25 protein-coding genes are annotated in these 24,906 nt (G+C 65.0%); 9 read left to right on the forward strand and 16 right to left on the reverse strand.

Features of this window, described 5'->3' with window-relative positions; genetic code table 11:
* Positions 1 to 18: 18 nt before the first annotated feature.
* The 3 genes from OXM58_08330 to OXM58_08340 all read right to left on the reverse strand — a co-directional run bounded on the left by OXM58_08330 (position 19) and on the right by OXM58_08340 (position 1,955).
* Positions 19 to 153 carry a hypothetical protein gene (locus OXM58_08330; protein MDE0148365.1) on the reverse strand — a complete coding sequence of 45 codons (135 nt, stop codon included), beginning with the start codon at positions 151 to 153 and terminating at the stop codon, positions 19 to 21.
* Positions 154 to 234: 81 nt separating this feature from the next.
* A complete protein-coding gene (locus OXM58_08335) occupies positions 235 to 1,278 on the reverse strand; it encodes a high frequency lysogenization protein HflD (GenBank protein MDE0148366.1) in 1,044 nt (347 codons plus the stop codon).
* Positions 1,279 to 1,355: 77 nt separating this feature from the next.
* Positions 1,356 to 1,955, reverse strand: a complete 600-nt coding sequence (locus tag OXM58_08340) for a DUF1007 family protein (GenBank protein MDE0148367.1) — start codon at positions 1,953 to 1,955, stop codon at positions 1,356 to 1,358.
* A gap of 178 nt (positions 1,956 to 2,133) precedes the next feature.
* Between OXM58_08340 and OXM58_08345 the strand changes: the two genes are divergently transcribed.
* Positions 2,134 to 2,658 (forward strand): flavodoxin family protein, encoded by a 525-nt coding sequence (locus OXM58_08345; GenBank protein ID MDE0148368.1) that lies wholly within the window; start codon positions 2,134 to 2,136, stop codon positions 2,656 to 2,658.
* 33 nt (positions 2,659 to 2,691) lie between these two features.
* Here OXM58_08345 and OXM58_08350 read toward each other — a convergent pair whose 3' ends face one another.
* From OXM58_08350 to OXM58_08360, 3 genes are read right to left on the reverse strand one after another with little or no spacing between them, the layout of a single operon-like run.
* Positions 2,692 to 3,216, reverse strand: coding sequence for an O-acetyl-ADP-ribose deacetylase (locus OXM58_08350; GenBank protein ID MDE0148369.1), 525 nt, complete (start codon positions 3,214 to 3,216; stop codon positions 2,692 to 2,694).
* 40 nt (positions 3,217 to 3,256) lie between these two features.
* Complete coding sequence (locus OXM58_08355; GenBank protein ID MDE0148370.1) at positions 3,257 to 3,736, reverse strand: NfeD family protein; 480 nt, start codon at positions 3,734 to 3,736, stop codon at positions 3,257 to 3,259.
* 38 nt (positions 3,737 to 3,774) lie between these two features.
* Complete coding sequence (locus OXM58_08360; protein MDE0148371.1) at positions 3,775 to 4,746, reverse strand: SPFH/Band 7/PHB domain protein; 972 nt, start codon at positions 4,744 to 4,746, stop codon at positions 3,775 to 3,777.
* Between the two features lie 325 nt (positions 4,747 to 5,071).
* On the opposite strand from OXM58_08360, the gene OXM58_08365 reads away from it, so the two are divergent.
* On the forward strand, positions 5,072 to 6,127 hold the full coding sequence (locus OXM58_08365; GenBank protein ID MDE0148372.1) for a Rieske 2Fe-2S domain-containing protein: 1,056 nt from the start codon (positions 5,072 to 5,074) through the stop codon (positions 6,125 to 6,127).
* The gene (locus tag OXM58_08370) at positions 6,117 to 7,118 is read left to right on the forward strand and encodes a methyltransferase domain-containing protein (GenBank protein ID MDE0148373.1); all 1,002 of its coding nucleotides are present in this window, start codon (positions 6,117 to 6,119) and stop codon (positions 7,116 to 7,118) included. The genes OXM58_08365 and OXM58_08370 overlap by 11 nt, the downstream gene beginning before the upstream one ends.
* A gap of 83 nt (positions 7,119 to 7,201) precedes the next feature.
* On the opposite strand, the gene OXM58_08375 is transcribed toward OXM58_08370, so the two are convergent.
* The 6 genes from OXM58_08375 to OXM58_08400 are packed head-to-tail and all read right to left on the reverse strand — an operon-like array spanning position 7,202 to position 13,455.
* On the reverse strand, positions 7,202 to 7,897 hold the full coding sequence (locus OXM58_08375; GenBank protein MDE0148374.1) for a cysteine hydrolase: 696 nt from the start codon (positions 7,895 to 7,897) through the stop codon (positions 7,202 to 7,204).
* Between the two features lie 40 nt (positions 7,898 to 7,937).
* Positions 7,938 to 8,570 carry an XRE family transcriptional regulator gene (locus OXM58_08380; GenBank protein ID MDE0148375.1) on the reverse strand — a complete coding sequence of 211 codons (633 nt, stop codon included), beginning with the start codon at positions 8,568 to 8,570 and terminating at the stop codon, positions 7,938 to 7,940.
* 5 nt (positions 8,571 to 8,575) lie between these two features.
* Positions 8,576 to 8,869 carry a hypothetical protein gene (locus OXM58_08385; GenBank protein MDE0148376.1) on the reverse strand — a complete coding sequence of 98 codons (294 nt, stop codon included), beginning with the start codon at positions 8,867 to 8,869 and terminating at the stop codon, positions 8,576 to 8,578.
* Complete coding sequence (locus OXM58_08390) at positions 8,866 to 10,701, reverse strand: hydantoinase B/oxoprolinase family protein (GenBank protein ID MDE0148377.1); 1,836 nt, start codon at positions 10,699 to 10,701, stop codon at positions 8,866 to 8,868. The genes OXM58_08385 and OXM58_08390 overlap by 4 nt, the downstream gene beginning before the upstream one ends.
* Positions 10,702 to 10,710: 9 nt before the next feature.
* Positions 10,711 to 12,834, reverse strand: a complete 2,124-nt coding sequence (locus OXM58_08395) for a hydantoinase/oxoprolinase family protein (GenBank protein MDE0148378.1) — start codon at positions 12,832 to 12,834, stop codon at positions 10,711 to 10,713.
* 48 nt (positions 12,835 to 12,882) lie between these two features.
* Complete coding sequence (locus OXM58_08400; GenBank protein MDE0148379.1) at positions 12,883 to 13,455, reverse strand: XRE family transcriptional regulator; 573 nt, start codon at positions 13,453 to 13,455, stop codon at positions 12,883 to 12,885.
* A 386-nt stretch (positions 13,456 to 13,841) separates the two neighbouring features.
* Here OXM58_08400 and OXM58_08405 point away from each other — a divergent pair, with 386 nt between their 5' ends.
* The 4 genes from OXM58_08405 (at position 13,842) to OXM58_08420 (ending at position 19,557) form a co-directional block, all read left to right on the forward strand.
* A complete protein-coding gene (locus OXM58_08405; protein MDE0148380.1) occupies positions 13,842 to 15,023 on the forward strand; it encodes an oxygenase MpaB family protein in 1,182 nt (393 codons plus the stop codon).
* Between the two features lie 228 nt (positions 15,024 to 15,251).
* The gene (locus tag OXM58_08410; GenBank protein MDE0148381.1) at positions 15,252 to 17,462 is read left to right on the forward strand and encodes an MMPL family transporter; all 2,211 of its coding nucleotides are present in this window, start codon (positions 15,252 to 15,254) and stop codon (positions 17,460 to 17,462) included.
* Positions 17,459 to 18,271, forward strand: coding sequence for an outer membrane lipoprotein-sorting protein (locus OXM58_08415; protein MDE0148382.1), 813 nt, complete (start codon positions 17,459 to 17,461; stop codon positions 18,269 to 18,271). The genes OXM58_08410 and OXM58_08415 overlap by 4 nt, the downstream gene beginning before the upstream one ends.
* Positions 18,271 to 19,557, forward strand: a complete 1,287-nt coding sequence (locus OXM58_08420) for a hypothetical protein (GenBank protein MDE0148383.1) — start codon at positions 18,271 to 18,273, stop codon at positions 19,555 to 19,557. The genes OXM58_08415 and OXM58_08420 overlap by 1 nt, the downstream gene beginning before the upstream one ends.
* A gap of 54 nt (positions 19,558 to 19,611) precedes the next feature.
* Here OXM58_08420 and OXM58_08425 read toward each other — a convergent pair whose 3' ends face one another.
* The 4 genes from OXM58_08425 to OXM58_08440 form a co-directional block, all read right to left on the reverse strand.
* Entirely contained in the window at positions 19,612 to 21,222 is a 1,611-nt protein-coding gene (locus tag OXM58_08425; GenBank protein ID MDE0148384.1) for a class I adenylate-forming enzyme family protein, read from the reverse strand.
* A gap of 25 nt (positions 21,223 to 21,247) precedes the next feature.
* Positions 21,248 to 22,336: an aromatic ring-hydroxylating dioxygenase subunit alpha gene (locus tag OXM58_08430; GenBank protein MDE0148385.1), complete on the reverse strand. Its 1,089-nt coding sequence runs from the start codon at positions 22,334 to 22,336 to the stop codon at positions 21,248 to 21,250.
* 105 nt (positions 22,337 to 22,441) lie between these two features.
* The gene (locus tag OXM58_08435) at positions 22,442 to 22,885 is read right to left on the reverse strand and encodes a PaaI family thioesterase (protein ID MDE0148386.1); all 444 of its coding nucleotides are present in this window, start codon (positions 22,883 to 22,885) and stop codon (positions 22,442 to 22,444) included.
* A complete protein-coding gene (locus OXM58_08440; GenBank protein ID MDE0148387.1) occupies positions 22,882 to 23,418 on the reverse strand; it encodes a PaaI family thioesterase in 537 nt (178 codons plus the stop codon). Before OXM58_08440 ends, OXM58_08435 begins: the two co-directional genes overlap by 4 nt.
* Before the next feature lie 46 nt (positions 23,419 to 23,464).
* Between OXM58_08440 and OXM58_08445 the strand changes: the two genes are divergently transcribed.
* Positions 23,465 to 24,121 carry an NUDIX hydrolase gene (locus OXM58_08445; protein MDE0148388.1) on the forward strand — a complete coding sequence of 219 codons (657 nt, stop codon included), beginning with the start codon at positions 23,465 to 23,467 and terminating at the stop codon, positions 24,119 to 24,121.
* Positions 24,114 to 24,905: an enoyl-CoA hydratase-related protein gene (locus OXM58_08450; GenBank protein MDE0148389.1), complete on the forward strand. Its 792-nt coding sequence runs from the start codon at positions 24,114 to 24,116 to the stop codon at positions 24,903 to 24,905. Before OXM58_08445 ends, OXM58_08450 begins: the two co-directional genes overlap by 8 nt.
* The last annotated feature ends 1 nt before the right edge of the window (position 24,906 follow it).

Here is a 24,906-nt window from a genome sequence, read left to right on the forward strand (position 1 = left end):
CTGATGGCGGCAGAACGGTCACCAGTGACCGCGATAGAACAGGATGACCCGATACTTTGTATCCAGGCCGTCGGGCAGGCGCATCGTTCCGCCGTCGACCAGATCGATCGACAATTCGGGAAAGGTCGCGCCGATACCGAGTTTCTCGCCCATGCCGGCAATCGCCTTTCTTTGAGATTGAAGACTGCGGGGTTGTGCCGCCATTCGGCGCGGAGGGCAAGAGGCTGCTTTGGCCTACACCAACAGACCCAGCCGCTCCGCCGCCGCCAGTGCCAGCACGGCGCCGACCAGGACGATCGCCACGCCGCCCGCGAGGCCTGCCGTCCGGTGGGCCAGATTGCCGTACTTCGCCAGAGCGGGATTCGCGCCGGCGGCGCGGGCCGCACCGCGGCGGGCGTAAATCGCCGCCAGGCCGATCGCCGATACGGTGATCGCCACGCCCAGCGCCATGACCAGCGCGCCCAGGATGCCGATGGCGAATATGCCGTTGGCCAGCGTGAACAGCAGCACGATCACGGCGCCGGTACAGGGTCGCAGCCCGGCAGCGACAGCCGCGGGAACCATGGCCCGGAGGCCCGGCTCCGCCGGTCCGGAATCGCCATGCTCATGCTCGTGATGCCCGCGCGGCCGATGCCCCTTATCGTGATCGTGAGAACAGCCTCGGCCGACGATGCCGCCCCAGAACATCCACAGGCCGAGCAGCACGATCAACCCGTAGCTCGCCAGTTCGACCCAGGTCGCGTTGCCGATCAGTTCCAGCGTGCCGGCATCCAGCGCCAGGGCGAAGACGCTGACCAGTCCGATCGCCACCAGCGCCTGGGTCAGGGCGATCAGTCCGCTCATGATCACGCCGTCCCGGGGCGACGCCCGGTTGGCCAGGAAATAGGCGGCAACGACGAACTTCCCGTGGCCCGGCCCGGCCGCGTGGAACAGGCCGTAGAGGAAGGAGAGCAGCAGGATGGCCAGGACCGGCGCGATGGCGCCGCCGCTCTTGTAGGCATTGACCTGCCGGGCGAGATTGTCGTTCAGCCGCCGCTGCCAGCGCGCGACTGCCAGGATGTAGCGTTGCACGGCGGCGGGCGGGCGGATCAGCGGCGGCGGCGGCGCCTTTGCCTCCGGCGCGGCGCCCGGTCTGGCCGGCGCCCCCTTCGGGTCGAGGCCGAAGGGGTTTTGCGCCGCCACGGGCCCTGCCGCCGTTGCCGGAATTCCGACGGCGAACACCGGCACCAGCATTGCCCACAGGACGAGGCGGTGCAGAAGCCCGCGATCCGGAATCATCGACGCATACATACGCATTCAGATGGGGGCGGACATGGCGTTGCGCGACATTGGCTTTCGCCCGATTGCGCCGAAAGTCAACCGGTAGGACAGTCGAAATTGAGCATCTGCGGCACAACCAGGCCGAAATAGATCGGGTTTTCGAAATCGTCCCGCATGACCGTCCTGCATCCGGCAGGGGCTGCACCGGCGAAGGTTATCGGATTTTGTTTCGCGAGGTCGACGGCGACATAGTAGGTCTTGTCGACGAACAGGAAGTCCGGATTGTCAGCGCGCGGATCGACCGGCCGCGGCAGCGGCAGCGTGAAGCGATAGGTGAGCCGGCCGTCTACAACAGAAGCGGCGAAGCCGGCGACCTTTTCGAGTTTGAGTTCCTCGCGACCGATCCGCACGACGGTAAAATAGTTGAAATCCTTCAGGGCGTCGAAAGCGCCGCGGCGCACCATCTCCGCTTCGCCGGCGTCCAGTTTGCCATCGCGGTTCCGGTCGAAGGCGTGGATCACCACGCCGCCGAAAACCGCATCGAAGATCCAGTGCTGGGTGATCGCCACGATCTTGCCGCCCTCCATGTGGAATACGACCCGCGCGTCGATGAAAATATGCGGGTGGGCGGCGGCGGGCCGGACCATGCTAACCGCCCCGGCGACCAAAATGGCGACAATCAGCAGGCTTCGCATGCAGAACTCCGTGCGGGCGGCAGGTAGCGCGACAGAATTGCCGGACCGGCGCCCGGCAAAGGAACCCGGCAAAGGAAAGAGCGGCGAGACGGTACCGTCAAAGGCCGGCATTCCGCTTTCGCTTCGCTGCCACGGACAGGTCGGCCGGATGATGTAAAATACCCCATCCCGAAGCCGAATGCACCATGACCGAATCGCCTCCGAAACGGACCTTTCCGACGTGACCGACGAAGACGGTGCAAGACAGCTGCTGATCGTCGGCCATGTGCCGTCGGACAACACGCGGCGCCTGCGCGATGCCGCAGCCGACGCGGCGCGCGGCGCCCTGGACGGCGGCGGCGTGCGCGTCGTCGCGCAAAGCCCGTTCGAGACTCAGCCGGAGCATGTCCGCGCCGCCGATGCCGTCATCTTGGGGACAACGGAAAATCTCGGCTACATGAGCGGCGCGTTGAAGGATTTCTTCGACCGCTGCTACTACCCCTGCCTGGACCACACCCAGGGCCTGCCCTATTGCCTCTATATCCGCGCCGGCCACGACGGGACCGGCACGCGGCGCGGCGTCGAGACCATCGTCACGGGCCTGCGCTGGCGCGCGGTGCAGGAGCCGCTGATCTGCCGGGGCGCCTGGGACGAGGCGTTTGTCGAGCAGGTTGCGGAGATCGGAGCGGCGATGGCGGCCGGCCTGGAGGCGGGCATCTTCTGACGGCATCGCTGCCGGGCCGCCCGGTCCCGGGTATTATTGCCCGCCGAACAATTCGTCGAGCACAGCCGCGTACATCTCCCGAGCCTCCGCGCCGAAACAGGCGAAGACGACCCTTTCCGGGGCGCTACCGCTTTCGAGATGGGCCCGGGTCTCGGTCAGGGCGATCCGGGTCGCCCGGTCCAGCGGGTAGCCGTAAACGCCCGTGCCGATCGCCGGAAAGGCGATGGATGCGGCGCCCTTCTCCGCCGCGATCCCGAAACAGCGGCGATAGCAGCGCGCCAGCAGATCGGGTTCGCCGCGCGCGCCGCCCTCCCAGACCGGGCCGACCGTGTGGATCACATGGCGGGCGGGCAAATCGTAGGCGCCCGTCGCCTTGGCGTCGCCCGTATCGCATCCGCCCAGCGTGCGGCATTCCTCAAGCAGGCGCGGCCCCGCGGCCCGATGAATGGCGCCGTCGACCCCGCCGCCGCCCAATAGCGCATTGTTGGCCGCATTGACGATGGCGTCGACGCGTAACGTCGTGATGTCGCCTTCGAAAATCTCTATCCGTTCGCGCATCCGGCTTTTTCAACAGGTAGAAGTGTGAGGAATGCGGAGCCTAACCCTCCGCAGCGGCCTCTGCGGCAGCCTCCACGACGAGAGTCGTGCCGTCGACGTCGACGACAGCGATGCGCGTACCGGCGGCAAGCTCGCGGCCCTGGGGCGCGACCGTGAAGCGCCACACGCTGTCGCCGATTTGCACCCGGCCGCGCCCGCCGGATGTCGCCGCATCCAGCGTGTGATGCGTGCCGATGAGCGTCCTGCCGCGCCGGTTGAGCGTCGGGTGGTCGGTCGGCGCCTGGCGCGCAGCGACGATGCGCCTGCCGATGAAGATGGATATGACCGAGAGGACGGCGAAGAGGATCGCCTGAATCTCCCAGCTCATCGACGGGATCGCCGCATAGGCGAGGCCGGTGATCACCGCGGCGATGCCGAGCCAAAGGAAGATGACGCCCGGCACCAGCACCTCGATCAGCATGACGAAGACGCCGAAGGCCAGCCAATGCCAGAAGGAAATGCTATCCGCCCATTCGATCATCGGTCCGTTCCCCGGCCTGCCCGTCGACCTTTACCGGTTCAATCCTTGCCGGATTTCGGCACCGTGCCGCCCGCCGGTTTTCCGCCGCCGTCGCCGTCGCCGAACGCCTGGCGTGCGATTTCGGTAAGACCGCTGACCGCGCCGATCACCCCGGACGCCTCGAGCGGCATCAGGATCACTTTCTGGTTGCGCGCGCTCCCGATCGTTTCGAGCGCGCCGACATATTTCTGGGCGACGAAATAGTTGACTGCCTGGATGTTGCCTTCGCCGATCGCCTTGGACACCATTTCGGTTGCCCGGGCTTCGGCTTCCGCCTCGCGTTCGCGCGCCTCGGCGTCCCGGAAGGCCGCTTCGCGCCGCCCTTCGGCGTCGAGGATCTGGGCCTGCTTCTGGCCCTCGGCGCGCAGGATTTCCGACTGGCGGACGCCCTCGGCCTCGAGGATGGTCGCCCGTTTCTCGCGTTCGGCCTTCATCTGGCGCGCCATGGCCTCGACCAGCTGGGCTGGCGGCGTGATGTCCTTGATCTCGATGCGCGTGATCTTGACTCCCCAGGGCGAGGTCGCCTCGTCGACGACGCGCAGCAGGTCGGCGTTGATCTTGTCGCGCTGGGACAGCAGTTCGTCGAGGTCCATCGAGCCCATGACCGTCCGGATGTTGGTCACCGTGAGATTGAGGATGGACACTTCGAGGCGCCGCACTTCGTAGGACGCCTTGACCGGATCGAGCACCTGGTAGAACACCACGCCGTCCACCGTCACCATGGCGTTGTCGCGGGTGATGATTTCCTGGGATGGAACGTCCGTGACCTGTTCCATCACGTTCTGCCGCCGTCCGATCCGGTCGACCAGAGGGACGATCAGATGCAGGCCGGGCGTCAGCGTCCTGGTATAGCGGCCGAACCGTTCGACGGTGTATTCGAAGCCCTGCGGCACCGTCTTCACACCCATGAAGACCAGGGCGATCGCCAGCACGATGACGACGACGACGAAGATCGAAAATGGATCGACCATATTCATAATGCCTCCCTATGCGGGCGGGTTCCGGTTAACGGCCGCGCCCGTTCGCTTTCACTGGATATTGGGCGGATCGACGCCGAAACAATAGATTGCGGGCGGGCGGCAAAGCGGATTCCCGCACAACCGCGCCGCGCCGACACCGCTGCGCACAAGACGCGTTTCTTGATGCCGCTGCTCGGGCCGGTTAATTGGAGACTGCAAAATCCGGTTACAATGCTGCACATAAATCGGCGATGCCAATTTTCGAGGCTGACCGGCGGCCGGTGAAATTCAATGAACAGGCCGCACCACATGCGGAGCCGGAAAGGGCTCCTGCTCGATGTCCGACAACCTGACACGCTACAGGGAACGCACTTACCCGCCGCCCTATCCGGACGGCTGGTACAGGGTTGCGGCATCCAGTGAAATCCGGCCGGGAGAAGTCAGGCATGTCCGGTGCCTGGGCGAGCAGATCGCCCTGTTTCGCAGCCGGATACAAGGCCGGATCGCTGCCGTGGAGGCGTTCTGCCCGCACCAGGGCGCGAACCTTGCCGATGGCCTGGTCGAGGGAGATTGGTTGCAATGCCCGTTTCACGGCTGGCAGGTGGACGGAGATGGCAGGGTTCGCGACCGATCCGACGCCGAGGATCGAGCCACCACCCACCGGCACTGGGAAGCGATCGATTACTACGGTATGGTCATGATCTACCGTTCGGCATGCCGGAACGGTGAAGCGCCTTATCGGCTTCCTCTTCAGCCAAGGATCGACAGCCGGCAGTTTGTCTGTCGCGGCCAGTACGATGCAGGCGAACAGGATATGCACATTATCGAATTTGCCGAGAACAGCGTCGATTTTCGGCATTTTTCGCAACTTCACGCCGTCATGCACATCCCGTGGACCAGCATTAAACTACCCTGGTTCAGAATTCGGCATGAGCCTTCGTGGTCGCTCGACGAAACGCTCGAACACGTTTCGTATTTTGGAGACGAGGCGACGCTCGAAATAGGAGGCCGGGTTTGCGAAAAAACGAGATCCCGTGCGCTGATAACCTTTCTCGGACCGGGCAGTATCGTGAAGTTCGATTTCCACGTGCCGAAGATCGGCGAAGTTACGATGTTTCAGACGCACACGCCGGTAGAGCCGTTGAAGCAACGGATAACTTTCCGTTGGTTCGCCCCCCGCCGCGTGCCGCGAATATTCGTTTCCTACGTCATCGGGAACTGGATTTCTCAGTGGCGACAGGACGTAGAGATATGGAAACGAAAAATATACCGGCGACGCCCAATATTGGCTGCGGGCGACGGCCCGGTGTGGAAAATGCGCAGGTGGTACCGGCAGTTCTACCCTGACGATCGTGCCGAAGAGCTGTCTGGAGAAAACACCGATGCCGGCTGAATTTCATAACCCCATTTCCAAGGCAATCCGGCCGGAGGATACGGCTGAAGCGCTGTCGAAATACCTCAGGAGCCAGCAGCGGGGCCGCGAGGAATACGCCCTGATGGTACAGGCGTTTTACGACCTGATTACCGACTTTTACGAATATGGATGGGGACAGTCGTTTCACTTCGCACCGGGAAAGGACGGCGCGTCATTTGAGGAGGCCCTTGCCGGCCACCAGTTTTTTCTGGGCAAAGCGATCGGCCTGAAGCCGGGCATGAAAGTGCTCGATATCGGTTGCGGCGTGGGCGGCCCCCAACGCTCCATCGCGCGAGAGTTCGGCGCATCGATCGTCGGGCTCAACATCAGCGAATACCAGGTCGGGAAATGCGCCGCATACAACCGCAAGGCGGGCCTGGCCGATCGCTGCAGCGTTCTACGCGGGGACTTTCTGGATATACCGGCGGAAGAAGAGAGTTTCGACGCGGCGTACCAAATCGAAGCGCTCCCGCATGCGCCGGACAAGACGGCCGCCTATGCCGAAGTCTTCCGGGTCTTGCGGCCGGGGGCGATTTTCGCCGGCTACGACTGGTGCATGACCCCCCTGTACGACGATGGCAATCCGGAGCACCGTGAGATCAGGCAGGGTATCGAATACGGCAACGCCCTTCCGCAAATCGCTTCGTTCACGGACATTGCCGACGGCCTGCGCGCGGCCGGTTTCGAAGGGATCGAGACGTGCGACCGCGCCCGGGACGCCGACCCCGGAACGCCGTGGTACCGGCCGCTGGAGGGCAGTGCGCGGTCGCTGAAAAGTCTGCCGAGAACGCCGTTCGGCCGCAAAATCACTTCGGCGGTCCTGCGCGTCCTGGAAGGCGTGCGCGCCGTACCCAAAGGATCGTTGGCGATTTCGGAAGTACTCAACGTGGCGGCCGACAGCCTCGTGGCCGCAGGCCGCCTCGGGATCTTCACGCCCATGTACTACCACAAGGCGCGCAAGCCGGATTGACCCGCATTGTCTCCGCAATCGCCGTCTGCGGGAACACACGTCCCCGCTTCGGATCGATAGTGCCCCCGGCCGACGGCGCCGCCTTACGCGTTCCCCTTGTTCTTCAGCACAGCTAGCACCTCGGCGGAAGCCATCACGTCGCCGAACTGCTGGATGAAGGTTTCGAGCGACGCCCGGTGTTCGTCGTCGGAGAGCGCGGCCAGGCAGTCCGACACCATGACCGTACGGTAATCCATCATCATGGCGTCGCGTCCGGTCGCCTCGCAGCACACGTTGGTCTTGGTACCGGCGATCAGCAGGTTGCGGATGCCGTGGCTGCGCAACACCCGCTCGAGCGGCGACGAGCCGGGGATCAGCGCGCTGTAGCGGTTCTTGATGACCTTCAGGTCGTCGCTTCCGACATCCAGTTCGTGCCAGACCTGCTGGCCCTTGCCATCCGGAGCAAGGCTCTCGATGGTGCGGCGGCGCACGTCGGCGGCGACGAAATGGTCGAAGAACATCTCCCAGTCGCTGGCCCGGCTGTTATGAGCATTGGCGTGGTTGACCCAGATGATGGTGACCCCCAGCGCACGCAGCTCCCGGGTCAGCGCGTTGATCGGCGCGACGATGCCGCGCGATGCCGGCACCTCGGCGGGCGACTCCGGCGCAACGAAGGTTTCCTGCATGTCGATCACGACCATCGCAGTCTCCGCCGGATCGAGGCTGTCGAACAGGTGGTAGCGTCCGCGCCGCGCCAGCACGCGGTTTACGATTTCCTGCCTGATTTCGATGCTGTGCATGAGCGTTTTCCATTATCTCCGCCGCAAGCCGGCAACCGGTTCAGAAGGACAGGCCGTCGGAGAAGACCCAGGCGACGGTGGTTACGCCGTCGTTGCGGTTCTCCCAGCGGTGCGCCAGTTCCGAGCGGAAGTGCAGCGAATCGCCGGTCTCCAGGGTGAAGGTCTCGCCGTCGATGGTGTAGCGAATCGTGCCGTCGACGACATAGCAGAATTCCTCGCCGACATGGCTCATCGTCTCGGCGCCGGAGGTTGCGCCGCGCTGCAACACACCCAGGCGCGCCTCCAGTACACCGGAATGGAAATTGCCGTTCAGATCCTCCAGCGCAATGCCGAGTTCCGGATACTGAATCCTCGCCCGGTCGCCGCGCCGCGCCACGACCACGTCCTCCGGCTCGGCGCGGTAGCGGTCGACCAGAAAGCCCAGATTCTCGCCCAGCGCCATCGCCAGATTGATGGCATGGACCAGGCTGGGCTGCAGCCGGCCGTTCTCCATCTTGCTGATCGTGCTCGGCGGCACCTGGGCGATTGCGGCCAGCGCGTTGACGGTCAGGCCCTTTTCCAGGCGCAGCGCGCGCAGCCGCGGGCCGACATGCTGGACATCGTATTTCGGCTCGGGCCGCCGCGGCGAAGCGTCGGCGCTGCGCTCCGATGCTGTCGGCCGCTCGGTAAACAAGGGTCCTATCCTGCCTGGACCGTGTGCAGCCGGTCGTCGAGAATGGGCGCGTCCTTCATCGCCGTCTCGGCGGCGAGCTGCCGTCCGCATCCCGGGCACAGGAAGGTGCGCAGCAGGACATGCCCCCCACTCCGGTAGGGCGCGCCGCCGGCGCCTGCCATCGGCCTTTCGCGCACCAGTGTCCGCTTTTTCCAGCCAGCGGCGGCCGGGCCGAAATCGTGGCCGCACCGGCCGCAATGCAGGTTGGCGCCGCGAAGTTCCAGAACGCCATCCGTCCCGTTGCCAGCCGGATCGCTCATTCGGCCGCCTCCGAATACAGTCGCTCGCTGTACATTGCCGCGCGCAGGGTTTCGGTCGCCGCCGCATCGACCGCTCCGTTGCCTTCTGCGAGAACGACGCCGTAGACGTCGCGGGCCGATTGCGCGCTCACGACGCCGGTCCGGCAGTCCTCCAGCACCGCATCGGGTTCGCGCTCCAGCGGATCGCCGTAGCCGCCGCCGCCATTCCAGCCGACGTAGAGTGCATCCTCGCCCATCAGCGGGAACACGCCCCAGGTGACGGTTTCCTGCTCACCCGGCATGTCGTCGAGCGACTGGACGAAGCGGGAATCGACATTCTTCTTGTCCTGTTCCGCATCGTTGTTGCGGACCCAGACATAGCGGTTGGGCGCGCCCGGATAGCCGCCGGCCAGGCCGTCGCTCATCGGGAAATCCGCGCCCTTGCCGGAGATGACGTAGTGGATGCCGCCATCCGGCGAATCGTGCGGTACGACGGCGAATTCCATGCCCGCACCGCCGCGGTACCTGCCGGGGCCGCCCGAATCGGTCATGCGCCGCCGGAACAGGTAACGGATCGGGAAGCCGGCCTCGACCGTTTCGACATTGGCCATGCGCGAGATCGGGTTCGGAATCTCGCCGCCGACATCGATGCCGTCGGCGAAAGTGCGCGCACCGCCCGAACCGGCGAAAGTCTCGGTGAAGATGCCGATAGCGTCGCCGCCATGCTGGTTCCGGCCGAATTTGAAGATGGCGAAATGATTGGCGTGCCAAACCGCCGTCGCCTCGCCGCGGTACTTCCCGCTGCTCTCCAGCATCTTGCCGATGGTCGAGCAGGCGGCGTTGTTGACCGACTGGATCGCGCCCACAGTTGCGACCGAAACCGGCGCCGGCCGGGTACAGTTCACGACGGTGCCTTCGGGGGCGATCATCGTAATCGGCCGGATGACCCCTTCGTTCCAGGTAATGTCGTAGCACAGCAGCGGGAACAGCGGCGCGAACAGGCCGCCCAGCGAGGCCCATTTGGTGCAATTCACCGAATAGGCGGCCTGGGGCGACGAGCCGGTGAAGTCGAAGACCAGTTCGTCGCCCTTCTTGGTCATGGTGAGGAAGACCTCGTAGACCTCGTCGAGGACTTCGAGATACTGGCGCGACTGCCACTGCCCGTCCGGCAGTTCCGCAAGCCGCTGGCGCAGCAGGTCTTCCGACTGGTCGATCAGCTGCTGGCAGGCGGCGTCCACGGTGTCGTAGCCGTATTTTCCGATCAGGCTGAGCATGCGGTCCCGGGCGACATTGTTGCAGGCGATCATGGAACGCATGTCGAGCGATACCATCTCGGGCGACCGCACCATGTTGAGCAGCGTGTCCATGACATCCTGCTTGAGCGCGCCCTTCTCGACCAGGCGAATGCCCGGCGAGCTGAAGCCCTCGGTGTAGATGTCTTGTGCGTCCGGCGCGAACCCGCCCGGGTTCATTGCGCCGATATCGTAGACATGGACAAAGCAGGCGCTCCAGGCGACCAGTCTCCCGTCGTGATGGATCGGCGAAACCAGGTAGATGTCCGACGTGTGCAGGGCGGCGGTATAGGGGTCGTTCAACAGGAAGATATCGCCTTCGTTGATATCGCCCTCGAAGCGCCGGATGATCGCCTTGCAGGCCTCCGCCGCGCTGGTCAGATGGTGCAGGAAACCGACGCCGCCCATGAGCAGCGAACCGTCGGCCCGGTAGAGCGAGACCATCAGGTCGTGGCCTTCGTTGGTTATCGCGCTGCCGGAGACATGCTTCAGCGTGATGACCGCCTCGTCGACGATGCGGAACAGCCGGTGCCGGATGATGGAGAAGGTGATCGGGTCCATGGCCGCACCTCAGCGGAAGTCGATGACGATGTTGCGCAGTTCGTCCATGCGGGCGCGCTGGGCATCCTGCACAACGATGGTCGTAATCGGGGTGTGAATGACCGCGGGCCCGGCGATCTCGTTGCCGGGCCGCAGCCTGGTAAAGTCGTATATGTCGGCCGGCGCCATACCGTTGCGCGCGTCGACGAAGATCTCGCGCCGGCCGATCCGGGCGTGGCCGGCATCCGGCCCCTCAAGCGGCAGGGATTCGATGTCCGGCCGTTGCAGCCGGCCGCTGGCGCTGAGCCGGAACAGGGTCATTTCGATCCCGGCCTCGCGATAGGCTGACCCCTTGCCGTACTTGCGCTCATACAGCGCCTCGAAATCGTCGATCAGCCCCTTGAGCGCCGCTGCATCCATAGGCTTGCGGCCATACACCGGCGTCGTCACTTCGTGCACCTGGCGAGCATAACGCAGGTCGATGGACCAATCGATGGCGGTCTCGGCCTCGCCGAACCCTTCGGCGGCGAGCTGCGCTCGCGCCTTTTCGATCATGGGCGCGTACAGCGCGTTGATCCGTTCCGGTTCGGTATCCCCCGGCAAGGTCGTCGTGACCGAATATTCATGCACGATATCCGCCGAGACCAGGCCCAGGGCGCAGTTCACAGACGCCGTGTAGGGCACGATGATGCGTTTGACATTGAGTTCGGCGGCGAAGCTGGACGCGAGTATCGGGCAGGAGCCGCCGAAGGCGTGCAGCACGTAATCGCGGGGGTCCAGGCCACGCTCCACGGTTATCTCGTGAATCAGGTCGGTCACCTGCGCCGAGGCGACCCGGAAGATGCCGAAGGCGGCTTCCTCGACCGGCAGGCCGAGCGGGCCGGCGACCTGCGCCTCGAAGGCGGTGCGCGCCGCCGCGATGTCCAGCGTCATGGCGCCGCCCAGAAAGATGTCCGGGTCCATATAGCCGATCAGCGTGAACACGTCGGTGAGCGTTACCTCCGCGCCGCCGCGGCCGTAGCAGACCGGACCCGGATCGGCGCCGGCGCTGCGCGGGCCGACGCGCGGGACGTTCGTGCGCGGATCGAGCGACACGATGCTGCCGCCGCCGGCCCCGATCGACACCACCTCGATCTTCGGCGCGACATAGTGATAGCGGTCGACCAGCGGTTCGCGGGCATATTCGATCTCGCCGTTCTGGATGACGCCGACCTTGAAGGTCGTACCGCCCATGTCGGCGGCAATCACGTCGGCGTCGCCCATCAGGTCGCCGAGCGCCTTGGCGCCGATCACGCCGGCGGCCGGGCCGCATTCGATCATGCCGACGGCGCGGTCGGCGGCCTCCTGGGACGGCAGAAGCCCGCCATAGCCCTGCATGACCATGACCGGTCCGCCATAACCGCGACCGGCGAGCTGCACCTTCAGGTCGGTCAGGTATTCGCTCGTAATGCCGCCGGCGTAGGCGTTGATGACGGCCGTGGAACTTCGCTCGTATTCGCCCGGCACCGGCGCGATGTCGCTCGACAGGGTGACATAGGCCCCGGGTGCGACCCGCTGCACGATATCGCGGGCCTTCCGCTCGTTTTCCGCATTGTAGAACGACCAGAGGAACGAAATCGCGATCGCCTCGACCCCTCTTTCGCCGACGAGGTGGCGCACCGCCCGCTCGGTCGCTGTCTCGTCGAGCGGCAGCAGCACGGCGCCCTTGTAGTCGACGCGCTCGGGCACGCCGCATACAGCGTCTTCGGAAATCAGCGGCGCCGGCCGGTCGCTCGCCACCGGATGCTTGATCCAGTCCTCCGGCTGGCCGGCCCAGCGGCCGTAGGCGCCGCGCGTGACGAAGACCGTGTCTTCAAAGCCCTCGGTCGTGATCAGTCCGGTTGGCGCGCCACCGCGGGTCAGCAGGGTGTTGTCGACCACCGTCGAGCCGTGCATGAACAGGTAGGTCTGCGCAAACAGGTCCTCGACGCCGAGGTCCATCTGTTCCGCCGCCCGGGCAATCGAATCGAGCACGCCGTCGGCGAAGTTCGGCGGCGTCGACAGGGCCTTGCCCATGATAAACGCCTCACCCGGCGCAACCACGATGGTGTCGGTACAGGTGCCGCCAACGTCGGTCGCCACGATGTATCGTTTCTGCCGGGCGTCTGTCGTCATCGAACCGCTGAATTCCTCCGTGGACTGCGGACTGCGGCGCAACGGCCGTTACGCCGGATCCGCCTGATCGACGAGGACCAGGCGCGCGCCGGCCGATCCGCCGCGGACCGCGCCATGCGGCTGCGACAGCAGATGGAATGCGTCGCCCTCTCCGCAGGTTTCCGCGACGCCTTCAGCAGGATCGACGCAGACCGTGCCGTCGAGCACAAAGCCGAACATCGGGCGGTTTTCGGCCGCCGCGAGGGGCTCGCCGGCGTCCAGACGGACATAGCGCCCGGCCATCGCCGCCTTGCCCAGGCCGGCCGAAAGCGGGATCGTCTTCGCTCCGACCGCCGCGGCCCGCTCGCGCTGCGCGGCGCGCACCAGATGGATGCTCCGTTCGCGCTCCGCGATCTCGCCGACCAGCCGGTCGACCGGTTTGTCCAAGGCTTCGAGCAATGCCAGAACCGTGAGCAGGCCGGGGTTTGACTCGCCCAACTCGATCTTGCGGATCGCCGCGACACTGACACCCGAAACCTCGGACAGCCGCTTGAGCGACCAACCCTTGGCGACCCGGTGCAGGCGCAGGCGCCGCCCCACCGCCGCGAGTTCGCTCCGGCCGAAGCGGCCGCGCTGAAACATCCCGGATTTCCTGTCGAAAATTGACCCTGCACCAAATTCCTACGCGTACCCATCCATGTCAACCAGCACACCATTCGGCACCGATTTGAAACGGAGGTTCCGCCCGCGCGCAGCAATTTCCGTTTCGGATTGCCCGCCCGGCATCCGGCCTGGCTGGCGCGTCCGGATCGTCGACGCGGCAACGCCCGTCGAGACATATGGAAGCCGACGAGAAGCCCTTGTGCCAGCATATTAGTGCAAAAGACAGTTTCTGGTATAATGAGCCACCAGCACAGCCTTGCCGCGGCGCCGCTGCCGGGCGTAAGGCGAGCAAATTTCTTGCGGGACCGGTACCGGCTCGGGGGCGGGCGCTCCGAGACAGTCTTGCGGCCGTTCAGGTCATCGGAATGGAAAATATACCGTCTGCCTATATCGATGGTTATGCGAATGGCCGGACGGTCGATGCCGGGCGGGCGGAGAACTACGTCGCCCACACCATGGTGGGCGACCCACTGGCCGATGCCATGGTTGCCGACCTCGCTTCTCTCGAACCGGAAGAATCGAGCCGGCTGATCCGGCTGGGCATGCATGGCCCGCAAGGGGGCGACGAAAACGCCCTGCGCGACGCGCCGGCCTCGGTGAGGGAATTTTTCGACTCCATCGCAGAACCGCCTGACTGGGTCGACTTCCCTTCGTTCCTGCCTGGTTGCCGCATGTTTCACCGGAACACCCGGCTGGTGCTTGCCGCGATGGTCGGCGGCGTTCTGGTCGAGGGCTTTTCGACGAACATCGCCAAGTCGTTTTTCCTGACCGGAAAACTTCGGGATCAGGGCGTGCGCCGGCTCAAGCAGAACAACCGCCACATGCTGGAGATTTTCATGCCCGGCGGTATGGAGCAGCACAACGACGGGTGGACCCATTCCGTCCGGGTCAGGCTGGTCCACGCCAGGATCCGGCAGTTGATCGCCAAATCCGACGAATGGGATGTCGGCGAGTTGGGTACGCCGATCAGCGCGGCCCATGTCGGCTTTGCCATCGCGGCGTTTTCGGCCCGGTGCCTGCGGCATCTGAAAAGACTGGGCGCGAAGTTCGAAGAGGAGGAACGGCAAAGCTTCATGGCCGTATGGCGCTATTCGGGATATCTGATGGGGGTTCCCGAATCGATCCTCTACCGCGACGAAGCGGAAGCGCTCGAAATCTACAGGATAGGCCTCGTTTGCGAGCCGCCGACGTCGCTGGAATCGATCGTACTCGCGTCGTCGCTGATCAATTCGGCGCCCCTGTTCGCCGGAATTACCGAAATTCACGAGCGGCGAAAACTGGCCAACTATATTGCGGAGATTTCCCGGGCGCTGATCGGAGACGAGCTTGCCGACCGGTTCCGGTATCCGGAGAGCACCACCAAGGGAATACTCTGGCGGTTCCGCACGCTGAACCGGATCGAGGAGACGATGAACCGGCTGAGGCCGAAACGGTCCCGGCGGAATATCAACCTGACCACAATTCTCGACGTTTCCATGTTTGACAAGGAGGGAATCAGCTACAAACTGCCCGATCATGTCTATGCCGAAGAGTCTTCCCAGTATTAGGGGACTCGATTAGGGGGCTTGCGCGATGACGGCAGTCCGCCGATCCTTCCGTACGGCGCGCGGCACCGGGCGGCCGAATACCCCGGACGGGTCCGGAGACCGGACGCGGCAAATCCGTGCCATGCTGCGCCACGTCGTTCGAAGGCCATGATTTCAGTATCGCCGGATCGTTGGACCGCCGGCATACTGCGCCGCCGATGGCTCGTCATTGCGCTCGCAGGGGCGCTCATGCTTGCGCTGACCGCCGGGGCCAGGTTCATCGGCGTCACCAACGACTACCGCAGCCTGTTCGACGCCGACAATCCGCAACTGGCGGCGTTCAACGCTTTCGAGAACGTCTATGGCGCAACCAATACGGCATTGATAGCCGTCGCCCCGGGCAAGGGCACGGTGTTTACCCGCGAGACCCTGATTGCCCTTGAAGCCCTGACCGAGGCGGCGTGGAAAACGCCGTTTTCGACCCGGGCCGATTCGCTGGCCAACTACAACCATACCTGGGCGGAAGAAGACGATCTCATCGTCGAGCCGTTGGTCGATGACGCTGCGGCGCTGAGCGAACAGGATATCCGGCGAATCGAAAAGATCGCGCTAAGCGAGCCGGAGCTCGTCGGTCGTCTGGTCTCCCGCGACGGTAAAGTGGCAGGGTTGGCAATCAGCTTTGCGCTCCCCGACAATCCGGATGCCGCGGTCGTCAAGATCACCGACTACCTCAATGCGCAGCTGGATCGTCAGCGGGCGGCCAATCCCGATATCGCCTACTACCTGACCGGCGACGTTCCCCTGAACCGGGCCTTTGCCGACGCGACCCGGGACGATATGGAATCCCTCGCGCCGATCGTGTTCCTGATCATCGTTCTGGCCGCGGCCCTTCTCCTTCGTTCCCTGCTGGGTACGGTGGCGATCGTTGCGGTGCTCGGCTTTGTCATCAACACCACGGTCGGTTTTGCGGGCTGGATCGGTACGGTGTTCAATCCGGCCAATTCCGGCGTACCCATCATCGTGATGACGGTCGCCATCGCCCACTCGGTCCACATCGTTTCGAGCACCCTAGCGGCCATGAGCAAGGGCATGGACCGGAATGCGGCCATCGCAGAAGCGCTGCGCATCAATGCCTGGCCGGTCTTTCTCACGTCGCTGACCACCGCAATCGGCTTTCTCAGCCTCAACGCCTCGGATTCGCCGCCCTTCCGGGTTCTCGGCAATCTCGTGGCCTTCGGTGTGCTGTGCGCGTTCGTCTATTCGCTGACATTCCTGCCGGCGCTCCTGTCGGTCCTGCCCCTGCGGGCCAGGGCGCCGCGCAGCGGCAAGACAGCCTTCTTCGATCGTTTCGGCGGTTTCGTCGTCGCCCGGCGCAAGCTCCTGCTTGCCTGCTCCGCTCTCGTGACGGTGTTGCTGATCACGGGCATCTCCAGGATCGAACTGACCGACAACTGGACGCGATATCTCAGCGAGCGTTACCAGTTCCGCCAGGACACGGACTTCGTCATCCGGAACCTGACCGGCATGGAAACGCTGGAATATTCGCTGAAATCCGGACGCGAAGGCGGCATCACCGAACCCGCCTATCTGCGCAAGGTCGAGGCTTTCGCCCAGTGGTTCCGGGCGCAGCCGGAAGTTTTCCACGTTCAGGCCTTTTCCGACATCATGAAGCGCCTGAACAAGAACATGCACGCCGACGATCCGGCTTCCTACAGGCTGCCGGAAGATGCGGAGCTCGCCGCCCAGTTCCTGCTGCTTTACGAACTTTCGCTGCCGGGCGGCATGGATCTGAACGACCGGATCGACGTCGGAAAATCGGCGACGCGCATGACGGTCGTGATGCGCAGCCTGACATCCCAGAAGCAACGCGAGCTCGATGAGCGGGCGCAAGCCTGGATCGGGGCCAACGCACCGGGTCTCGCCTCCGAGGCGTCGGGCGTCAGCATCGTTTTCGCGCATCTTTCCCAGCGGAACATCCAGAGCATGCTGACCGGCACCATTATCGCCATGGCGCTCATTTCGCTGATTCTGATCTTCGTCTTCCGCAGCATTCGCCTCGGCCTCGTGAGCCTCCTGCCGAATTTCATTCCTGCAGCCCTGGCCTTCGGCGTGTGGGGCTATCTGGTCGGCCGCGTAGGACTTGCCGGATCCGTGATGACGGCGATCGCCTTCGGCATCGTCGTGGACGATACGATCCACTTCCTGACCAAGTATCTGAAAGCGCGTCGCGAGGGCCTATCCGCGCCGGAGGCCGTGCGCTCGACTTTCCGGATCGTCGGCCATGCATTATGGACCACAACCGCCGTCCTGTGCCTCGGCTTCCTGGTGTTTGCAGCATCGGGTTTCGAAATAAGCTGGTCGCTCGGTATTCTGGTTTCCGTTACCATCGGCTTCGCTCTGCTCGCCGATTTCCTGCTTCTCCCGCCGCTGTTGATGGCCATCGATCGGAGAAAGACATGATCCCCGCGTATTCCATCGGTTCGACAACCTGTGCCGCCGTTCTGCTGATTGCGGGTTCGCTGGCCGCGTCGCTTCCCGCCAGCGCAGCCTCTCCCGAAGAAGCCGGCCTCAAGATCGCAAAAAAAGCCTATGACCGCGACAAGGGGTTCGGCAATTTCACCGCGAACCAGACCATGGTGCTGCGCAACAAGCGCGGGCAGGAGAGCCGTCGCCAACTGCGGATCAAGGTGCTCGAGGTCGAAGGCACCGGCAACAAGAGCCTGTTCGTGTTCGACCGGCCGCGCAACGTCAAGGGCACGGCGTTCCTCATCCACTCCCACAGGACAAAGGCCGACGACCAGTGGCTCTATCTGCCGGCGCTCAAGCGGGTCAAACGCATCAGTTCGTCGAACCGCTCCGGCTCCTTCATGGGCAGCGAGTTCTCCTATGAGGATCTGGGCGCCCAGGAAATCGAGAAGTACACTTACAAATTCCTGCGCGACGAGGCGTGCGGCAAACGCAAATGCTCTGTGGTCGAGCAGGTTCCGACGGCCAAGCGGTCCGGCTATCGCCGCCAGCTCGTCTGGCGCGACAAGGAGGATTTCCGCCTCTGGAAGGTCGCCTATTACGACCGCAAGAACGCACACCTCAAGACGCTGACATTGAGCAAATACAAGCTTTATCTCGACCGGTTCTGGCGCGCCAACGAGATGGCCATGGTGAACCACCTGACCGGCAAGAGCACGGTCATGATGTGGTCGGGCTACAAGTTCGGAAGCAAGATCAGCGAGAGCGAATTCACGCGAACCGGCCTGAAACGGGTTCGCTGATGGGATTTCGCGCTGCCATCGGTCGCGCGGCCTGCGGCGCGGTCTGGATCGTATCGGCCGCCTGCGCGGCGCTGGCGCCGTCCGGTGCCGCAATCGCCGAGCACGAACTCTCCGGCAAGATCAGTCTCGAGACCCGCTGGTTTCCGCGGCCCGCCGGGTTCGACGGCCAGCGCAGTTATAACGCCGGCTTCGTCGCCGAGCCCCAGCTTTATCTCAACGATCCGGAGAAATTCAGCGTCACGATCGTTCCGTTCCTCCGTTTCGACGCCGCGGACCGGACCCTGACCCACGCCGACCTGCGCGAAGCCTACCTGCTGTTGAACGGCCCTCTGGGCGAGAGCGAATGGGAAGCTCGCCTCGGGATCGACCGGGTGTTCTGGGGCGTCGCGGAAACGCGCAATCTGGTCGATATCGTCAATCAGACCGACCTCGTCGAAAATCCCAACGAGAAAGTAAAGCTGGGCCAGCCGATGGCTCACCTCACGCTCTCCGGCGACTGGGGCGTGGCGGAGTTCTTCGTGATCTCCTTCCATCGTTTGCGAACCTTTCCCGGCCGCGCCGGCAGGCTGCGTCCCCAGTTGATTATCGACAACGACCTCGCGACCTACGAAAGCGCGGCGGGGGATTGGCATCTCGATTTTGCCGCCCGCTACAGCCACACCTTCGGGCCGCTCGACATCGGCCTCAGCATCTTCGACGGCACCAGCCGGGAACCGGTCATGCGGTTCGTGCCGCTGAGCCCGACCAATCTCGTGCTGGCCCCGCACTACGAGCAGATCCGGCAATTCGGACTCGACGCCCAACTCACCATCGAATCCTGGCTGCTCAAGCTGGAGGCGATCTATCGCCAGGGCGCCCGAAACAACGTCCGCAATCCGGTTGATCTTACCGACATCGGCAAGAAGGAAGACTACGCCGCCTTCGTCGTCGGCGGCGAATACACCTTCAGCGGCGTCTTCGAATCGGAAGCCGATCTGAGCCTGCTCGCCGAATGGCTGATCGACGGGCGCCGGCGCCGCTCGACCAACCAGTATCAGAACGACCTTTTCCTCGGCGCGCGCCTGTCGCTCAACGACGTCCAGGGCGCGGCCTTCACCCTCGGCACGCTGACCGATCTCGACTTCGGCACCCGAACCCTGTCGCTCGAATTCGATCGGCGCCTCACCGATTCCGTCTCGGTCAAGGCCGAGGCGATCCTCATGCTTCACGTCGGCAAGAAGGACGCCACCGTCTACCCGACCCGCCACGACAGCTTTGTGGGGGCGAAACTGGCCTACAGTTTCTGATCGGCCACAATTTCTGATCGGCCAATTTCTGATCGGCCGCGCAGCCGGCCCGCACTACGCCACCAGTTTTGCCAGTTCGCCTTTCTGGATTTTCCGGGTCGGCGTCATCGGCATCTCGTCGACAATTTCCAGCCGCTCGGGCCAGCGCATCTTCGCGACGCCGTTCGCTTCGAGATACCCGGTCATTTCCTCGAAGGTCAGGCCCGCGCCGGGTGCGAGGGTGACGAACAGGCACAGGCGCTCGCCCAGCACATCGTCCGGCATCGGGACCACCGCCGCGAGTACGATCGCCGGATGGGCCTGCAGAAGATTCTCGACATCGGTCGGATTGATCTTGATGCCGCCGCGGTTGATCACGTCCTTGACCCGGCCGATGATGACGACGTTGCCGTCGGCATCGACGGTCGCCAGGTCGCCGGTCCTGAAAAAGCCATCGGCGGCGAAAGCCCCGGCATTGGCTTCGGGATTGTTCAGATATCCCGGGAAGATGCTGTAACCCGCAAGTTGCAGTTCTCCCTCGCCGCCGTTCGGGACTTCGGTATCGTCTTCGGGATTGGCGACCCGCACCTCGATGCCGCCGGTCTTGCGGCCGGTGCTGGTGTGGCGGATCTCCGGCGGCGCGTCGAGCGGCGTCTGCATGATGAGAATGGTCTCGGTCATGCCGAACAACTGCCCCGTCCGGCCGTTCGGCATCCGGCGCTCCAGGTCTGCGGCGACCTCCGGCGGGCAGACCGAACCGGCGACGATCACGTCCCGGATCGAACCGAGGTCGACGCCGTCGAGCAGCCCGGCTTTGATTGTCGCCGCGACATGGGCCGGCGCGGAGAACACGACCGTCGGCCGGCCGTTGACCAGCCGGTCGGCATAAAGTTCCGGCGAGAACAGGGACATCAGGACGTTGGTCGCGCCGTGGCACAGGCCGAGCATCCCGCAGGACAGGCCGAAGACGTGGGTGAAGGGCGGCGCGACCAGCACCCGGTCTCCGGCGGTGAGGCCGATGGTCTGCGGATAGATGCGCAGGTTCGAGGTGAAGGTCTCGTGCGTCCGCACGACGCCTTTGGGCGACGCCGAGGTGCCCGAGGTGAAACACAGGATGACCGGGTCGTCGGGAGCGGGCGGATCGGCAACCGGATCGTCGGGAGCGCCGTCGATCAGGGTATCGAAATCGAGCCCCGCGCCGCGGCCGCCGATGACGATGATGTGTTCGAGCGACGGCACCTGCGCCTTCAGGCCCGCCATGGTCGCAGGCGCGTCGTATTTTTCGTCGCCGGCGGTACAGATCACGGCGCGCGCCCGGCTGTGGTTCATCAGCGGCGCCATCTCGCCGGCGCGGTAGGGCATGTGCAGGGTGCACAGCACGCCGCCCATCATCGCCACACCGAGGAAGGCGATGAGGAATTCGGGATGGTTGGGATACTGGATCGCCACCACGTCGCCGCGCTTCAGGCCGAGGCCGAGCAGGGCATTGGCGAAGCGGCGTGAGCGATCGCGCCATTCGGCGTAGGTGATGTCCCGGTCCGGTGCGGCTATCGCCACCTTGTCCGGCGTTTCCGTGGCCCAGCGCTCCAGATAGTCGGCCAGCCGGTCGTCGTTCCAGAATCCGGCATCGCGAAACTCTTGCGCGAGGGCCGGCGAATGACGCGGAAAATCGGTCAGCCCGGTCATCGCTTGCCCGCCCAGCGCTGCACGGTCATTCCGCGGCGGCCCGGTGGGCCTGCGCCGCTTCTTCGCTCAGCAGCTTCGCCACCCAGCGCTGCGCCCGGTCGACGCCCTTGTCGATATGCCAGCGCACCGGGCGCGCCGGCTCGGGCGCCCTGTCGAGCATCTTCTGCTGGGCCTCGATGACCGCGACATCCTCGAAGAATGTGTCCCGGTTGGCAGTGAACATGGCGTCTGTGAGCGCCTCGTCGTCAAGCGCGGTGTCGCGCTGGAGCGACCAGAAATAGTGGGTCGAGCGATCGGTCTCCGGCGTCATGGCATTGAGCACCCGGTTCTCGACCGCGTGGTCGGGATTGTCGTTTGAGCTGACCCGCACGCTGATCACGATATTCGCCGCCGGGGTGAACGCGACCTCCTGTCGATGGTTGACGGTGCCGTTGAAGCCGCACAGCCGCTTGAAGAAGGGCGACGGCTCGATTCCCCGCATGTCGCGGACAACCCGCAGGGCCTTCCCGTCGAATTCGGTCTTTACCGGCGCATCGACCACGGCGTCCGTGGCCAGCGTGTCCTGATGCACGAAATGGGCATGGGACAGGTCGAGGAGATTGTCGCGTACGAGCGTGTAGTTGACCGCAACCGGCAGGGTCTCGCCGCGGCCGGCCCAGCCCGGATCGTCGTTCCAGTGATAGTCCGGGATCGCCGCTTCGTCGGCCAGCGCCGGATCGCCCATCCAGAGAAATACCCAGCCCCAGCGCTCGGCAACGGGATAGGACCGGGTCGACAGGCCGGCGGGCAGCGTCTCGACGCCGGGCACCTGGGTACAGCTTCCGTCGCCGCAAAAGCCCAGCCCGTGGTAGCCGCAGACGATGTCGTCGCCGACGACGCGGCCGTTCGACAAGGGCGCGCCGCGATGCGGGCAGCGGTCGGCCAGCGCGCAGGGCGTTCCGTCGCCGCGCCGCCACATCACGACCGGCTCGTTGAGCAGCCAGCGCTGCAGCGGCTCGCGGCCGATTTCCTCGCTCCACGCCGCGACGTACCAGTAGTTGCGCAGGAAAATCGCCAGGCCCCTTTCCTCTCCGGTGCCACCGCCGTGAACCGGCGCGGCACCGCGGAACAGCAAATTCTCCCGAATTTCGGCGGGCGACCGTATCCCAACCGCCAGAACCGATCAACGCGACCCGCCCGCGCCGCACCATCCGCAGGGAAAGTGAGAGGGCAAACCCGTTCAGGCGGGCGACAGCATGAAATTGGCGTTGGCGCCGGCGACCGGCCGGGTCGGATCGTCCTGCCAGGCGAAGACACGGACATTGGCGACCCGGGCGCCCAGCTTGGTCACGCTCGCCCGGGCGTAGGTGTCCTTGGGCCCGGCCGAGCGAAGGTAATCCACCGTGATCGTGATTGTCTTGGGAATCCGCAGGGTTTCCTGCATCCACAGCAGTTTCAGGATCGCCGCCGTCTCGAGCAGGCCGCCGATCGTGCCGCCGTGGATCGCCGGCAGGATCGGGTTGCCGATGATGTGCGGGCTGTAGTTCATGCACGAGACAAGGTCGTCGCCGTCGAGCGCCGCGGTGATGTGCAGGAAGCGGGCGTAGGGAATCGCCTCGGCCATGGCGTTCGGGTCGCCCGACTCGCGCGCCGCCGCGAGCCGCTCGGTCAGCGTGGCGCTCATGCCGGCTTCCTCCCGCCGGCGCCCCTATCGACGTCCGGGCCGCCTTTCTTCTTGCGGCTACCGACGAACATGAAGGTGCCGGTGGCGAGCGCGACCGTGTCCTTGGGGTCGTCCTGATAGGCGATGGCGCTGAGGAAGGCGATGGTGCGGGTCATCTTGGTCACCTCGGCCCGGGCAAAAAGGTCGAGACGGGGCGTCGCCGGGCGCTGGTAATCGATTCGCAGGTCGAGGGTCACGATGCGCTCCGGCGGCTGGCGCGCGCTCATCGTCGCCATGCCGCACACGCTGTCGAGCAGGGTCGTCACGACGCCGCCGTGCAGCACCAGCTCGTCCGGGTTGCCGACCAGCCGCTCGTGCCAGGGCAGGCGCATGATCGCCATGCCTCTGGCGGAATGGACCACCTCCAGCCCGAGTTCCCGGCTGTGGGGAGTCGAGCCGCTGATCAGCTTGAGCATTTCCTCGGTGGTCGGCGGCTTGCCGTCCGGATTGCCTTTCGATCCGGGGCGCGGCGGCGTTACGGGGTCTTCGGCCATGGCCCCGTGTCTTGTCAGCCCGCCCGAAGCCGGTCAAATTGCCTTCATGACGCATAACCCGGCCAGCCAGCCAGCCTCCGCGACATCCGGGAACCGGCCCGTTCGTCCGCGACCCGGTACTGGCCAGAGTGTCGGACCGGACGTCTGGAAGATTCCGGAGGGCGACGAGCGCGAGCGGCTGGTCTGCTCCGATTGCGGCTTCATCCACTACGACAACCCGAAGATCGTCGTCGGGTCCGTGGCGGTATGGGACGACAAGGTGCTGATGTGCCGGCGGGCGATCGCGCCGCGCATCGGCTACTGGACGCTGCCGGCCGGCTTCATGGAACTGCACGAGCGCTCTGAGGATGCCGCCGCGCGCGAGGCCTGGGAAGAGGCCCGCGCCGAGATCGAGGTGCACGACCTGTTCGCGCTCTACAACATCCCGCGCATCAGCCAGGTCCAGCTCTTCTATCGCGCCACGCTCAAATCGCCGGCGATCGAACCGGGGCCGGAGAGCACCGAAGTCCGCCTGTTCGGCTGGGACGAACTGCCGGAAGACGAATTCGCCTTCCCGTCGGTCCCCTGGGCGCTGCAGCATTACCGGGAAATCGCCGGCGAGACCGCCTTTGCCGTCCGCACCAACCCGCCCCCCGGATCCATGGGTCCGTCCGCCGACGGCACGGCTTTCGCATCCCCGAAACAGGAGCGACCGCGTGGCTGACTTCATTCAATGCGCCGCCGACAACGGCGTCGGCATCATCACCCTCGACCGGCCGGAGGCGAACAATGCGCTCAACGCCGACGCCGCGAAGGAACTGTGGGACGCGACGACCGAACTGACCGAAGATCCGTCCGTCCGCGCGATCCTTGTCCGGGCCAACGGCAGGATGTTCTGTTCCGGCGGCGACCTGAAGTACATGCTGGCCATGGAAGACGAGGCAGCGCTCGCCAAAGCGCTGAAGGTGACGACGACCTATTTCCACGCGGCCGTGTCGCGGCTTATGCGCGGCAACGCGCCGGTCGTCATGGCGATCCAGGGTGCCGCAGCCGGCGGCGGCTTCAGCTTCGCGATCACCGGCGACATCGTCATCGCCGGGGAAAGCGCAAAATTCAAGATGGCCTACACCGCTTCGGGCATCAGTCCGGACGGCGGATCGACCTGGTTCCTGCCCCGGCTGGTCGGCCTGCGGGTGGCCCAGCGCCTGGCGCTCGAAAACCCGACGCTGACGGCGCAGGAGGCGCTGGACATCGACCTGATCACCCGGGTCGTGCCCGACGATGAACTGGCCGGGACCGCGATGGAAACGGCGCGGCGGTTCGCCGAGGGGCCGACCCTCGCCTACGGCCGGGTCAAGCAACTGTTCGCCGAGACCTGGGCCAACGGGGCCGAGCACCAGATGGAACTGGAAACCCTGGCCATGGCCGCCAGCGCCCGCACAAGGGATATGAACGAGGGCCTCGCCGCCTTTTCCGCCAAGCGGACGCCGGTTTTCGAAGGGACCTGAG

It is taken from the genome of Rhodospirillaceae bacterium (genome assembly GCA_028819475.1).
GTDB lineage: Bacteria > Pseudomonadota > Alphaproteobacteria > Bin65 > Bin65 > Bin65.

Coding starts and splice junctions, on each gene's coding strand:
- OXM58_08350 (MDE0148369.1), bottom strand. CDS start 3,216: ATGCGCGAACGGATAGAGATTTTCGAAGGCGACATCACGACGTTACGC.
- OXM58_08360 (MDE0148371.1), bottom strand. CDS start 4,746: ATGGTCGATCCATTTTCGATCTTCGTCGTCGTCGTCATCGTGCTGGCG.
- OXM58_08400 (MDE0148379.1), bottom strand. CDS start 13,455: ATGTTTCAGCGCGGCCGCTTCGGCCGGAGCGAACTCGCGGCGGTGGGG.
- OXM58_08435 (MDE0148386.1), bottom strand. CDS start 22,885: ATGAGCGCCACGCTGACCGAGCGGCTCGCGGCGGCGCGCGAGTCGGGC.
- OXM58_08340 (MDE0148367.1), bottom strand. CDS start 1,955: ATGCGAAGCCTGCTGATTGTCGCCATTTTGGTCGCCGGGGCGGTTAGC.
- OXM58_08420 (MDE0148383.1), top strand. CDS start 18,271: ATGGGATTTCGCGCTGCCATCGGTCGCGCGGCCTGCGGCGCGGTCTGG.
- OXM58_08345 (MDE0148368.1), top strand. CDS start 2,134: ATGCACCATGACCGAATCGCCTCCGAAACGGACCTTTCCGACGTGACC.
- OXM58_08440 (MDE0148387.1), bottom strand. CDS start 23,418: ATGGCCGAAGACCCCGTAACGCCGCCGCGCCCCGGATCGAAAGGCAAT.
- OXM58_08395 (MDE0148378.1), bottom strand. CDS start 12,834: ATGACGACAGACGCCCGGCAGAAACGATACATCGTGGCGACCGACGTT.
- OXM58_08405 (MDE0148380.1), top strand. CDS start 13,842: ATGGAAAATATACCGTCTGCCTATATCGATGGTTATGCGAATGGCCGG.
- OXM58_08335 (MDE0148366.1), bottom strand. CDS start 1,278: ATGATTCCGGATCGCGGGCTTCTGCACCGCCTCGTCCTGTGGGCAATG.
- OXM58_08370 (MDE0148373.1), top strand. CDS start 6,117: ATGCCGGCTGAATTTCATAACCCCATTTCCAAGGCAATCCGGCCGGAG.
- OXM58_08355 (MDE0148370.1), bottom strand. CDS start 3,736: ATGATCGAATGGGCGGATAGCATTTCCTTCTGGCATTGGCTGGCCTTC.
- OXM58_08445 (MDE0148388.1), top strand. CDS start 23,465: ATGACGCATAACCCGGCCAGCCAGCCAGCCTCCGCGACATCCGGGAAC.
- OXM58_08385 (MDE0148376.1), bottom strand. CDS start 8,869: ATGAGCGATCCGGCTGGCAACGGGACGGATGGCGTTCTGGAACTTCGC.
- OXM58_08415 (MDE0148382.1), top strand. CDS start 17,459: ATGATCCCCGCGTATTCCATCGGTTCGACAACCTGTGCCGCCGTTCTG.
- OXM58_08365 (MDE0148372.1), top strand. CDS start 5,072: ATGTCCGACAACCTGACACGCTACAGGGAACGCACTTACCCGCCGCCC.
- OXM58_08390 (MDE0148377.1), bottom strand. CDS start 10,701: ATGGACCCGATCACCTTCTCCATCATCCGGCACCGGCTGTTCCGCATC.
- OXM58_08410 (MDE0148381.1), top strand. CDS start 15,252: ATGCTTGCGCTGACCGCCGGGGCCAGGTTCATCGGCGTCACCAACGAC.
- OXM58_08425 (MDE0148384.1), bottom strand. CDS start 21,222: ATGACCGGGCTGACCGATTTTCCGCGTCATTCGCCGGCCCTCGCGCAA.
- OXM58_08330 (MDE0148365.1), bottom strand. CDS start 153: ATGGGCGAGAAACTCGGTATCGGCGCGACCTTTCCCGAATTGTCGATC.
- OXM58_08375 (MDE0148374.1), bottom strand. CDS start 7,897: ATGCACAGCATCGAAATCAGGCAGGAAATCGTAAACCGCGTGCTGGCG.